The sequence below is a fragment of the Actinomadura sp. J1-007 genome (genome assembly GCF_009793335.1).
GTDB classification, from domain to species: domain Bacteria; phylum Actinomycetota; class Actinomycetes; order Streptosporangiales; family Streptosporangiaceae; genus Spirillospora; species Spirillospora yumaensis.
In genome coordinates this window covers 5,946,065-5,957,834 of the sequence record NZ_WING01000001.1, presented here as the reverse complement: position 1 = coordinate 5,957,834, position 11,770 = coordinate 5,946,065, and the positions used below count along the sequence as shown (strand labels likewise).

Annotated in this window: 12 protein-coding genes and 2 pseudogenes; 5 read left to right on the top strand and 9 right to left on the bottom strand. The window is 72.5% G+C overall.

Translation table 11 applies throughout. The features are described 5' to 3' along the window. Positions 1–30: 30 nt before the first annotated feature. The 8 genes from GEV43_RS27095 to GEV43_RS27065 all read right to left on the bottom strand — a co-directional run bounded on the left by GEV43_RS27095 (position 31) and on the right by GEV43_RS27065 (position 7,347). Positions 31–585 carry a TetR-like C-terminal domain-containing protein gene (locus GEV43_RS27095; RefSeq protein WP_309239862.1) on the bottom strand — a complete coding sequence of 185 codons (555 nt, stop codon included), beginning with the start codon at positions 583–585 and terminating at the stop codon, positions 31–33. A gap of 621 nt (positions 586–1,206) precedes the next feature. Beyond that, positions 1,207–1,779, bottom strand: a complete 573-nt coding sequence (locus GEV43_RS27090; protein ID WP_160823118.1) for a hypothetical protein — start codon at positions 1,777–1,779, stop codon at positions 1,207–1,209. Between the two features lie 5 nt (positions 1,780–1,784). Next, on the bottom strand, positions 1,785–2,546 hold the full coding sequence (locus GEV43_RS27085) for a hypothetical protein (RefSeq protein ID WP_160823117.1): 762 nt from the start codon (positions 2,544–2,546) through the stop codon (positions 1,785–1,787). A gap of 139 nt (positions 2,547–2,685) precedes the next feature. Then, entirely contained in the window at positions 2,686–3,072 is a 387-nt protein-coding gene (locus tag GEV43_RS51135) for a TrmH family RNA methyltransferase (protein WP_309239861.1), read from the bottom strand. Beyond that, complete coding sequence (locus GEV43_RS51130; RefSeq protein WP_241683053.1) at positions 3,069–3,578, bottom strand: hypothetical protein; 510 nt, start codon at positions 3,576–3,578, stop codon at positions 3,069–3,071. The genes GEV43_RS51135 and GEV43_RS51130 overlap by 4 nt, the downstream gene beginning before the upstream one ends. 64 nt (positions 3,579–3,642) lie before the next feature. Then, positions 3,643–4,209, bottom strand: a complete 567-nt coding sequence (locus GEV43_RS48315; RefSeq protein WP_206681301.1) for a hypothetical protein — start codon at positions 4,207–4,209, stop codon at positions 3,643–3,645. 580 nt (positions 4,210–4,789) lie between these two features. Beyond that, the gene (locus GEV43_RS27070; protein ID WP_160823116.1) at positions 4,790–6,199 is read right to left on the bottom strand and encodes a phenylacetate--CoA ligase family protein; all 1,410 of its coding nucleotides are present in this window, start codon (positions 6,197–6,199) and stop codon (positions 4,790–4,792) included. A gap of 299 nt (positions 6,200–6,498) precedes the next feature. Next, positions 6,499–7,347, bottom strand: coding sequence for an alpha/beta fold hydrolase (locus GEV43_RS27065; RefSeq protein ID WP_160823115.1), 849 nt, complete (start codon positions 7,345–7,347; stop codon positions 6,499–6,501). 85 nt (positions 7,348–7,432) lie between these two features. On the opposite strand from GEV43_RS27065, the pseudogene GEV43_RS27060 reads away from it, so the two are divergent. Further along, a pseudogene (locus GEV43_RS27060) lies at positions 7,433–8,370 on the top strand (helix-turn-helix domain-containing protein). A gap of 206 nt (positions 8,371–8,576) precedes the next feature. On the opposite strand, the gene GEV43_RS27055 reads toward GEV43_RS27060, so the two are convergent. Continuing rightward, complete coding sequence (locus tag GEV43_RS27055; protein WP_241683052.1) at positions 8,577–9,590, bottom strand: dipeptidase; 1,014 nt, start codon at positions 9,588–9,590, stop codon at positions 8,577–8,579. Positions 9,591–9,753: 163 nt separating this feature from the next. Between GEV43_RS27055 and GEV43_RS27050 the strand changes: the two genes are divergently transcribed. The 4 genes and pseudogenes from GEV43_RS27050 to GEV43_RS56345 all read left to right on the top strand — a co-directional run bounded on the left by GEV43_RS27050 (position 9,754) and on the right by GEV43_RS56345 (position 11,757). After that, positions 9,754–10,278 carry an RNA polymerase sigma factor gene (locus tag GEV43_RS27050; protein WP_160823114.1) on the top strand — a complete coding sequence of 175 codons (525 nt, stop codon included), beginning with the start codon at positions 9,754–9,756 and terminating at the stop codon, positions 10,276–10,278. A gap of 237 nt (positions 10,279–10,515) precedes the next feature. Further along, positions 10,516–11,007, top strand: a complete 492-nt coding sequence (locus GEV43_RS27045) for a hypothetical protein (protein ID WP_160823113.1) — start codon at positions 10,516–10,518, stop codon at positions 11,005–11,007. Between the two features lie 88 nt (positions 11,008–11,095). Next, complete coding sequence (locus GEV43_RS27040; protein WP_160823112.1) at positions 11,096–11,473, top strand: VOC family protein; 378 nt, start codon at positions 11,096–11,098, stop codon at positions 11,471–11,473. A gap of 15 nt (positions 11,474–11,488) precedes the next feature. Then, positions 11,489–11,757 (top strand): annotated as a pseudogene (locus GEV43_RS56345) (DUF1905 domain-containing protein). Positions 11,758–11,770: the final 13 nt, after the last annotated feature.

Sequence of the window (11,770 nt, the reverse complement as noted above, 5' to 3'; positions counted from 1 at the left end):
GGCACGAGCAGGCCGGGCGGGCGGAGGCGGTCAGCGGAACGGGGCCAAAACCATCTCGGTCAGTACGGTGACGTCGGAGTCGACCATCGGTTCGCCGGTCATGCCCATCCGGTGGAGCAGGGTCCCGATGATGACGTCGATGAAGAGCAGGATCCGGTGCTCCGGCTCGTCCCATGCCTCCTGGAGGGCGAGCCGGTACGGCTCTTGCAGCCGTGAGGCCAGGATCTCGCGCAGGGCCGGATCGCTGACGGCGTCGCTGAAGACGCCCGCGAACGCCGCGCCCACGCCCGGCTCGCCGATCTTCGCCGCGGCCCAGCGGACGACCGACTCCATGTCCTCGATCCGGCCGGCGCCCTCCAGCGGCACCGGGCCGAACGCGTCCAGAAGGCAGTCGGCGATCAGCGCGCCCTTCGAGGGCCACCGCCGGTAGATCGTCGTCTTCGCGGTCCCCGCGGCCGCCGCGATGCGGTCCATCGTCGCGCCCGCGTATCCCAGTTCCCGCACCGTGCGCAGGGTGGCCGCGAAGACGGTCGCGTTCAGGTCCGCGCGAGGACGTCCGGCGGCGGACGTGGTGGATTTCCGCACTCGGGACAGGTTAATCCATCTCCGGTTACGATACCGTGAGTAGCATAATTGACGTTCCTCCACCGCTCCGCTCCGAGAGGAAGCCATGACAAGGCCTGTCTGGATCGTCGGCGTCGGGATGACGTCGTTCGGCGGGCATCCCGGAAAGAGCGTCAGCGACCTCGCGCCCGCTGGGCCGTCACCGACGTGCCGCGGGACTGCGGCGCCACCGCCGACTCCCTTGACGCGGCGTTCTTCGGCACCGCCGCCCAGGGGCAGCTCGAAGGCCAGCGCATGATCCCGGGGCAGATCGTTCTGCGCGCGACGGGCGTCCGGCGGATCCCGGTCGTGAACGTCGAGAACGCGTGCACGACCGTCGCGTCCGCGTCCGCGCCAGGTCCGGGCCCGAGCCGCCGACGTCGCGCTGGCCATCGGGGCGGAACGGGTGAACATCGACTACATGGGGTCGCCGTGGGACGTCGCGGAGGCGCGACTTGTTCCTCGCGACCGACCGGTCGGAGTACATCGCCGGCATCGAGTTCGTCGTGGACGGAGGGGGCGCGCTCGGCGGCCGCCCGACCCGCCGCCGCGGACGCCCGGCGGACCCCGGGGTGAGGGGTGTCTCTTGCCGGGGTCGGCTCCTCACCAGCGGGTCTTGCGCGCCACGATCCGTCCGCGGGCGTCCAGGGCGGCCACCTCGCGCACCTGGCCGCGGGACGCCTCGACCCAGGTGCCGAACCAGCGGGCGCCGTCCGGCCCGATCGGACGGCCGAGCGGCAGGTCGACGGGTCTGCCGCTCGCGAGCACCAGGCGCACTCGCGCCACGTCCGCGCTGACGGCGCCGGTGACGAACCGGCCGTCCTCCTCGCGACCGCCGCCGAAGACCACGCCCTGGCGCGGCGCGTCCAAGCCGGAACTCCCGCCGCCGATCACGCCGCGCCGGGAGTCCAGGCCGCGCCAGGTCACCATGTACGCACCGGGCCGTCCGAGCGGCCGGGCGAAGACCGCCCACATCGCGTGCGCGTCGCGGCCCGAGGCGGCCAGCCGCTCGCCCGGCTCGCCCAGCCGTTCCGGCGGATAGGCAGGGATCGAGGCGCGGAGCCTGGTCAGGCCCTCGCCCCGGACCGGGCGCAGGCCGGCGACCACGGCGTCCACGGCGGACTCCGGCAGCCCGTGCGCGGTCACGGCGACGACGGCGCCGGCCTCCCGCCACACGCGCGTCAACGTCCGGACGTGCCCGCCGGGAACACCACCGTTCCGGCCGTTCCGGCGCTTCCCCGGATCCGCACCGGCCCGCCGAACGTCATGACGCGGGCCAGCGACTCCACCCGGGCGTCGCCGCGCAGCGTCCGCACGGCGAGCCAGGCGTCCGGACCGCGCGACCACACCTGGGTGGTCCCGGCCCCGAACCGGACGTCGCCGTTGCTGATGGCCATCGGTGCCTCCGCGAACGGCCGCAGCCCCGCGGGACGTCCGGACCGGGCGATCCGGAGGTGCTCCTTGTCGACGGCGTCCGCCGCCGAACGCAGCTCGCGCTCGGTGAGCCCCTTACCGATCACGCCGTAGTGCGGCGGGTCCTCGCCCTCGCGGGCCGTGCCGTTCCAGCCGATCCAGGCGAAGTCCCCTTGCCGCCCCAGGTGGCCCTTGCCGAACCGGCGGATCGGCACCGTGCGCGAGCCCTCGGGCAGTTCGCCGTTGCGGTCGGTCTGGCGCGTCAGCGCCAGTACCCGTCCGGTCAGCGGGTCGGAGCGCCCCGGCTCGGCGTAGACGACCAGCCGGTCGCGCGCCGGTGGCTCCGCCTGCAACGTCTCCAGGAACAACCCGGACGGCTTGTCCGGCGCCAGCACGAACGGCGCCGCCCCGGCGGACACCGGCGGCACCGGCGTCGCATCGCGGGGAGCACCGCCGCACCCGGCCGACGCGGTCGCGGTCACGACGGCGACGAGGGCCCGTACGGTCGCCCGCCGCCATCGCCACGCCATGATCGGCATAGTGGCACAAGCCGGACCCACGCCACGCCGCGATCGCCGGGCCGGCGACGCTGCCCGGTCTCGCCGACCGACCGCACGGGGACCCGGGGCCCGAGCGCCGTACCGCTCGTAACGGCAGGCCACCGGCTCTCTAAGGGCGGCGGCCCCGCTGGCGGACGGTCTCGTACAGCGCCACCGTGGCGGCGCTCGCGGCGTTCAGCGAACTGGCCGCCCCGCCGATCGGGATTCGTGCCATGAGGTCGCAGCCGTCCCGCCAGCCCGCGCTGAGCCCGGACGTCTCGTTCCCGATGACCAGCAGCGTCGGGCCGGTCAGGTCCACCTCGGCGATGTCGGCGGCGCCTTGCTCGTCCGTTCCGACCACGTTCAGCGGACGGCCGGACGCCCGCTTCGCCCGCACCCACTCCAGCACCTCGCGGTGCGAGCGGACGCGGACCACCGGCACCGCCAGCAACGACCCGGTGGAGGCGCGCACCGCCTTGGGGTCGTACGGGTCGGCGGCATGACCGGTGACGATCACTCCCCGCCGCCGAACGCGTCGACCGAACGCACCAGCGTGCCGATGTTGCCCGGCCCGGTCGGCCGGTCGAACACCACTCCCACGAACGACGGCCCCACCTCGATCCGCGAGAGGTCATCGGCTGGCAGTACGACCACCGCCACCAGTTCGGGGACCTCCTGCTCCTTGCCGCTCAACTGGCGCAGCAGTTCGGGTGCCATCGCCACCCGTTCGGCCTCGGCCGCCCGTTCCAGCGTCTCGGTCGCCCACCGCGACAAGGGCCGCTCGGCGTCATAGATCAGTGCCCGCACCGGCCAGCCGCGCTCCACCGCCAAGGTGATCGGCCGGACGCCCTGCACCAGGAACTCCCCCGCCCGCTGCCGCTTGTTGCGGTTCCGCAGCAGCGCCTCCCACTGCTGGAACTGCGCGTTGGACCGCGAGATCCGCAGCACACCCCCCACCGGCCGCTCCAGTCGTCGTCTTCCGCCCGCGAACGCCCCAGTTTCCCACACCACGATCATGGTCATCGCGCCTGTGCCTCCGCCCTGGACTGGAGTTCGGAACCGCGCGCGGACGCGGGCGGGCGGCGGGTCATCGGTAGGTCTGCAAGGTTCCGGTTCGGCGCACGTCCAGGGTGGTGCAGTGGAACGCACCGCTGAGCGTGCGCGCATGGGTCAGCCGCTGCCGAACGACCTCGACGCCGTGCTGCTCCAGAACCCTGATCAGCTCGTGCTGACGATCGTCGAGGATGACCTTCCCGGGAGCGACGACCAGCGAGTTCATCCCGACCCACTCCGAGCAGGGCAGGTGGTGGTCGGCCAGCGGCAGGTCGGCCATCGGCGGCGCCCAGACGCGGTCCCAGTCGCGCAGGAAGGCGGGGAGCCGCTTCTCGGACACCTGGACGGGGTTGAGGAGCAGCAGCCCGGGGCGCAGCGGCGTGATCGCGCTGTCGACGTGTATGCCGGGATAGAGGCCCTCGCACGCGTGGACGGTGTAGCGGTCGCCCAGGGCGGCCTGGAGCCAGCGGGCGCCCAGCGCGTTGCCGCTGTCGGAGACCAGGTAGAGGATGTCGGTGCCGAACCGCAGGACGTTGGCCGCGTCGAAGGCCGGTTCGTGATCGCGCAGCCGCCGTCCCTCCGGCGCGTCGGCGTCGTACATGTCGTCGAGCAGCCGCGGCTTGGGAGCCGAGATCCAGCGGGCGCCGCCCGCAGGTACTCCACCAGGATCGACTTGTAGGCGAACGGTTCGAGCAGGCGCGACCGGTGCACCATCGGCGCCTCGATGATCGTGTCGCCGATCGCCAGCAGGACGTCGCGGGGGCAGTAGTCGTAGAAGCCGTCGCTCTGCCAGTCGGGCGTGGCGATGACGGCCTTCTTGTCGCGGGCGTCGGGTCGCCGCACCCGCACGCCCATGCCGGTGAGCGTGCGCTCCAGCTCATCGAGTTCGGCGGCGGTCCGCTCGATCACCTCGTCGGGGAACGGGCCGGAGGGGATCTGGTCGGCGCTGCTCAGATGCGGGTGGCCCACCGCGTGCATCGACAGGTCCGGAGCCGGTATCCGCGCGCCCTCGACGCTGCCGACGATCACCTCTTCGAGGGGGTCCCACTCGTTGTGCACACTGACTGGTCCCATTCGTGGCATCCCTTCCGCGTCCGGACGCACCGGAGCGCTGACAGCGGTAATTCGATGGCGATACGCGACGTTGGATATGCGCTCGATCGGAGCCGCCGGGGTCCCGGTCAGTGGCCGCGTTCGTCGATGGTGTGCAGAAGCCTGCCGCTGTGGGGATTGACGGCGAGCTGGTCGAGGGTCACCCATTCCACGCCTATGGGATGGGAGATCTCCAGCGCGAGGTCGTCCTCGACGAGGGGGTGACTGGCGAGCAGCCGCTCTTGCAGGACCTGTGCGGCGGTGGCGGGGTCGGGGATCTGGGCGGCGATGCGTACGAGCATTTCCTCTTTGCCGTCGCGCCTGCGCAGAACGACCTGCATCGGGCGTGTCTCGTCGCCCAGGAATTCGGTGACGTGGGCGCGGAGAACGTCGAAGTCGACCTTGGCCGTTCCCAGGCGCGTGTCGGTCTGGCTGCGGCCGGCCAGACGCAGGCGGCGGTGCTCGACGTCGGTCCATTCCGCCAGGTCGCCCGGCGGGTAGCGGATGACGGGCATGAGGCGGCGCACGAGACTGGTGGCGACGACCAGCCCCGGGCGTCCGGGCTCGGTGATCGGCCGTCCGCCGTCCGGATCGACGATCTCGATGATCACGTGCGTGCCACGGGCCTGGTACTCGTCGGTCTGCGGCACAGGAGTCGCCAGCGCCCCCACGTCGGACGCCACATAGAGAAAAGGGCGGCACTGGGCATTCGGAAACGCCCGCGAAAGCAGTGCCCGCTGGTCGGCGTACATGAACTCGCCTGCGTAGAGAATCAGGCGAACGCCTGGCAACGACACGTCGCGGGTCGTCGGATGATTCGCCACTCGCGCCAGGATGCTCGGAGTGGCGATCAGAACATTGGCCTGATATTCGCGCAGGAAATCCGCGATGAGACCGGGAGCCGGATGGCTGGCGATGGGCAGTTCGACCACGGGCAGCGTGCAGGCGCGCAACGCGTGGGTGATGTGGTGGTAGCTCGCGGCCATGAAGCCGGCGACGAGCAGGTTCGCCACCCGGTCGCCGGCGCGCAGCCCCGCGGCGATCATGCTCTCGGAGACGCATCCGGTGATCGCACGCATCTCGTCGCGGGTGTAGCAACTGGACTTCGACTTCCCGGTGGTGCCGCCCGATTCAACGACGGTTCCGTCCAGGTGCGGAACGGTCAGAACCTCGCTGTCCGCCCGGCGATGCGCCTCCCAGAAGTCCTCCCGGTCGATCACCGGCAGCTCGTGCAACGCCCGCGGCCGGGCAGGCACCCCCTGGTAGAGGCGGCGATAGTACGGCGAGCAGCGGCGGGCGAACTCGACCAGCCCGACCCAGTCGTCCGCCGAAGCGGTGGATGTGGGCGCGGTGGAGGCGGGCGCGGCCGATGCGGGCGCGGTGGATGCGGCGGATGGGGATGCGGCGGAGGCGGACTCGGCGGACGCCGCGGAGGCGGACTCGGCGGACGCGGCGGATGGGGACTCGGCGGAGGCGGACGCGGCGGGGGACCTGCGCATGGGCGCTCCCTCTTCGAGGGTGGGCGGGCAATGCTCACAGAGTGTCACCGCGTGAACCCGATGCGCTGGAATCGTGCGTGCAGTACGCCCGCGCAGCCAGCAGAGCCTGGCCGTCCGGCCCACGACGAGGCCGCGGCCCCAAAGCCGCACGCGCCGACGATTCGCCACAACAGGCCCGCCCCTGCCGCGTCGCGGTGCGGGCTGCTCGCTCGCCACGGGTGTGCTTTCGCTGACACGGCAGGAGGGCGGGCGGGGGCGGGGGGTGGCAGGTTCGCTGCGGTTGGCGGGGTGTGGCGGGGTCAGTCGTTCTGGGAGGTGAAGAAATCTGTTAGGGCGCGGGCGATGTCGGCGGGGGCGCTCTCGGTGGGGATGTGGTCTGCTGCCGGGATCCGTACGAGCGTGCTCTGCGGGATCTCTGCGGCGAACTTCTCGGCGTACTCCACCTTCTCGAAGCCGTCGTCCTCGCCCCAGATCAGCAACTTGGGCGCCGTGGAACGCCGCAGTGCGGGGACGAGATCAAGGGTGTAGCGGCTGTCGGCCGCGCCCGCCATGGCCAGCCAGGAACGGCGGACCCGCGGATCGTTCCACGGATCCACATAGTCGGCGATCAGTTCCTCGGTGGCGGCACCGGCGAGCGCGGACGCCACGGCTTGGCGGCGGGCGGCGAGGAGTTCGTCGGCGGTGGTCGCCTCGTCGGTCTCCGGGGCCCGGAACCTGGCCACGTGGGGCGCCGGCCAGGAGTCGTACAGAACGGAGTTGACCAGGGCCAGCCGGGGCACCTCCAGCCGTTCCCGGACGAGGAGGTGCTGGGCGATGGCGCCGCCGATGTCATGGCCCGCGACGGCGAGCGGCCCGGAGATCTTCATCGCGGACACGAACCGCACCACCCAGTCAGCGAGGGCCGGGACGGTGGCCGTTTCCAGGGTGAGCTCGCCTCCCGAACGGCCCAGTCCGGGAAGATCGACCGCGACAGGCCGCAGCCCCGCCCGCGCGAGGCGTCCCAGCACGGGAAGCCATACGCGGCTCCAGTACGTTCCGTGGAGCAGCAGCACGACCGGGCCGTCCTGTCCCGCGGTCAGGTAGCTGGCCGTTTCGCCGTCGACCTGGACGGCGGTCCTCCGTACGCCCGTTTCAGCGGTTTCGCTCATGAGTCCACTGTGGCCGGTGCCCGCCGTCCGAGAGAGAGTCCGAAAAGACATCTATGGGTATATTTTTGCCATGCGGCTTCATCGGGTGGTGGCCCTGCTCAACGCGCCCCAGTCCCCCTTCGAGCTGGCCTGTGCCTCCGAGGTCTTCGGCACCGTACGGCCCGACGTGCCCGTCCACTACAGCTTCCGGATCTGCGCCGAGCGCCCCGGGCCCGTGCGGACGACCGTCGGCTACGACATGCTCGTCGACGCGGGGCTGGCGGCGCTGCGTGAGGCGGACACCGTGGTCATCCCCGGCTGGCAGCCGGCCGGCGCGCCGGCGACGCCGGCCGTCATCGAAGCGCTGCGGGCCGCCCACCGGCGCGGGGCGAGGATCGCCGCCATCTGCACGGGGCGTTCGTCCTCGCTCAGGCCGGCCTGCTCGACGGCCGCCGCGCCACCACGCACTGGCGCCACGCCGGCCGGCTCGCCGCCGCCTTTCCCGAGGTGCGGGTGGACCCGGACGTGCTGTTCGTGGACGACGGCGACGTCGCGACCAGCGCCGGGACCGGCGCGGGCATCGACCTGTGCCTGCATCTCGTACGGTCCGACCACGGCGCGGCCTACGCCGCCCAGATCGCCCGGAACATGGTGCTGCCACCGCACCGGGAGGGCAGCCAGCTCCAGTACGCCGAGCGGCCCGTCCCGGCCAGGGCGGAGGAGTCGCTCGCGCCACTGCTGGAGTGGGCCACCTCCCAGCTCGACGCCCGCCTGACCGTCGCCCGGCTCGCCGAACGCGCAGGGCTGTCGAGCCGGACCCTCGCCCGGCGGTTCACCGAACAGCTCGGCACCAGCCCGGGACAGTGGCTGCTCGGCCGGCGTCTCGATGCGGCGCGGGTGCTGCTGGAGCGGACCGACCTCCCGGTGGAGACCATCGCCACCCGGGTCGGACTCGCCTCGGCGGTCAACCTGCGCCGCCGCTTCCGGGCGCACCTCGGCACCACCCCCGGCACCTACCGACGAACCTTCAGCGAAACCCGCTAGAGGCCCTGGCTCCCGCGTTCGCCGTGAGCGGCAGGCGGGTGCGGCGCAGGGTTCGCGGCCAGTGAACGGCGTGCGCGGCGGAGTCGGCCGGAAGGTGTCGTCCTGGGCCGGCTCGCCCGTCTGAACGTGCGTCCGGACCGTCCCGCGCCTTGATCAGCGGCCGGTGGTGGGCGGGGCGCGGGCTGGAAGCTAGGTGAGGTGGGTGGTCAGGAGGTGGTGGAGGTTGTCGCCGAGGATCTTGCGGATGTCGGGTTCGGGGTGGCCGCGGGTGAGGAGTTCGGCGGTGAGGAGGGGAGGCCCGAGGGGCCGGCGAGGCCGGGGAGGGTGGCCATGACGTCGAAGCCGGCGTTCGCCGCGGGGTCCTCGCAGCAGGGCGGGGTGAGGTCGGCGTAGACCTCGTGGACGAAGTCCGGGCCCAGGCCGACGTGGTCGATGCCCGCTACCGACGCGATGTGCTCGATGTGGTCGGCCAGGCGGGCGACGGTGTAGCCGGACGGGTCGGCGGACAGGAAGCCCGGCAGGAAGTTCACGCAGACCACGCCGCCGGACGCCGCGACGCCGCGGATCTGGTCGTCGGTCAGGTTGCGGTGGTGGTCGCGCAGGGCGCGGGCGCTGGAGTGGGTGGCGATCAACGGCCGGGACGCGAGTTCCAGGACGTGCTCCACTCCGGTCGCGCCCAGGTGGGAGATGTCCAGCAGGATGCCGAGCCGTTCCATCTCGGCCACGGCCTCGACGCCGGCGGCGGTCAGGCGGCTCGCGGTGGCGTCCTCGCCGCTGCCGTCGGCGAGGGGGGTGCGGCCCCAGTGCGCCATCGAGGCGACCCGGACGCCGAGCCGGTGAACGGTCGGCAGGAGTTCGACGTTGGCGTCCAGGCCGGGCATGCTCTCCAGCGCGAGGACCAGCGCGATCTTCCCCTCGGCCAGTGCCGCGTCGATCTGCTGCCCGTCCAGGCAGAGCCGGACCTCGTCGGCGTTCCCCTCGGCGACGGCGTGCGCGCACTCGATCATCCGGAGCGTCTCGCGCAGCGCCCCCTCGGGCCTGAACCGCTCGTCGATGAACACCGGGAGCACCTGGAGATCGACCCCGCCCGCGCGGAGCTGCGGCAGCCACCGTTCCCGGAAGAACGACGCCCACCGTGCGGGCGGGCGGGCCACCACAGCCATCAGCAGGTCGTTGTGCGCGTCGGCCACCACCGCGCTCTCATGCAAGTCAGCAGGCATGACCGGCACTGTAGAACGTGGCCGGGCGGACGGGATAAGGCGCTGTGGGGGTCGCGGTGCGGTTTCGGGGTTCGGGGCGGGGGTTCGTTGAGGGATTCGGGTGGCGGCCGCAACCGTGTTCGGGGTCCGCGCGTGTATCACGCAGAGGCGGAGGGAGGGACACGTGGCGGACGACGCGGCCTTCGCGGACTTCTACCGGGGCGCCTACCCGGGCCTGGTGGCGGAGCTGTACGCCTACACCGGCAGCCTGGCCGAGGCCCAGGAGGTGGCGCAGGAGGCGTTCACGCGGGCGTGGTCGCGGTGGGGTCGGCTGCGTTCGTACGACCAGCCGCGCGCGTGGGTGGCGCGCGTCGGGTACCGGCTCGCGGTGAGCCGCTGGCGGCGGGCCCGCCGGTCGCTCACCGTGCTGCGCGGGCAGGGGCCGCCGCCCGACGTGCCGCCGCCCTCCGAGGCGTCCGTGGCGCTGGTCGCCGCGCTGTCCCGGATTCCCGAGCCGCAGCGGCGCGCGCTCGTCCTGCACCACATGGGCGGCTACCTGGTCGCGGAGATCGCGGCCATGGAGGACGTCGCGGAGGGCACCGTCAAGGCCCGCCTGTCCCGCGGGCGCCGCCGCCTGGCCGTCCTGCTGGACGACGGCGAGCCGGACCGCGGGCCCAGGGAGGACAGGGAGGGGACGAGGCATGCGTGACACCGGCATCGAGGAGGCGTTCGAGGCGCTGCGCGGGGAGGTCGTCCCGCACGTGTTCGTGCCCGCGCCGGAACGGATCGTCCGGGGTTCCCGGCGGCGGGCGCGGGGCCGCGTCGCGGTGGCGGCGGTGGTGGCGGCGGCCGTGGCGGCGGGGGCGTCTTCTCCCTCGGGGGCGGGAAGGCGCACGACGGCCCGGCGCTGGGCCCGTCGGCGACCCGCCGCCACTACCCCGTACGGGTGGTCGATCTGGTGTACGGGCTCGAAGCCGAGAGGCGCGTCGCGGGCTGGCGGGTCGAGAAGCCAGGCACGCTGCGCTTCCCCGGCTGCGGGACCGGCGCCGAGGCGGGCGGCGGCGCCTGGCCTGGCGGCACTCCGCGCACCACGTCCCGGGCCGACCTGCGCAAGACCACAGGTGGCGCGAGCCAGGGCGAGCAGGTGCTGATCTTCGGGAGCCTCGACGAGGCCCGGGAGGTCATGGGGAAGTTCGCGGAGTACGCCGCGCTGTGCCGTCCCAGCCTGGAGGTCGAACGGCAGGGGATCGGCGACGAGGCGTTCAGCGCGACGCGGACGGAGGCGGGGCGGACGCTGACAGCGGTCGCCGCCCGCAAGGGGATCGGTATCGCGATCTACTGGGTCGAGCACCCCCGGGGCACCGCGCCGCCCATCAGCCTCTCCGAGCACCTGCGGGACGCCACCGTGATGACCGACAGGCTCCCCGCCTTCCACTGAAACCCGCACTTATTCTTCGGGGGCGGCGATGAGTTTTACCGAGCGGCCCGGTCTTATCTGGTGTACGCCGAAGAAGGGGAGGCATGGGATGAGCGGGACGACTCGCATCACGCAGTTGGCCACGGTCGGGATTCACGTCGCCGACCAAGAGAAGGCCGTCGAGTTCTACGTTCGTGAACTCGGGTTCGAAGTGCGCCGGGACGCGCCCTTCGGGAACGGGCGCTGGATCGAGGTGGCGCCGCCGGGTGCGGCGACGACCATCGCGCTCGTTCCCGAAGGGGCTCCGGCCGGCATCCGCCTGACGACCCGGGACGCCGGAGCCGACCACGCGGACCTGCGGGCACGCGGCGTCGACGCGGACGCTGAGGTCATGCGGATGGGGCCCGCGGTGCCGCCGATGTTCGGCGTGCGCGACCCGGACGGCAACCATCTCATTCTCATCGAGGACTCGGTCGAGGGCTCCTGAAAGGCGGTACCGATAATGGACAAGCAGTTCACTGCGACCTTGCAGAAAAGCCCGAACAAGGGCGGCTGGACCTATGTCGTGTGGCCCGAGTCGGTGGAGTTCTTCGGCACCCGCGGCCTGGTGAAGGTCCGGGCACGATCGACGGCCACCGGTTCGAGAGCTCGTTCATGGCCTTGGGCGACGGCACCCACAAGCTGCCCGTGAAGGCGGACGTGCGCAAGGCGATCGGCAAGGGCGAAGGCGACAGCGTGACCGTCCGCCTTGAGGAGCGGCTGGACGCCTAGCCATCGCACCGCG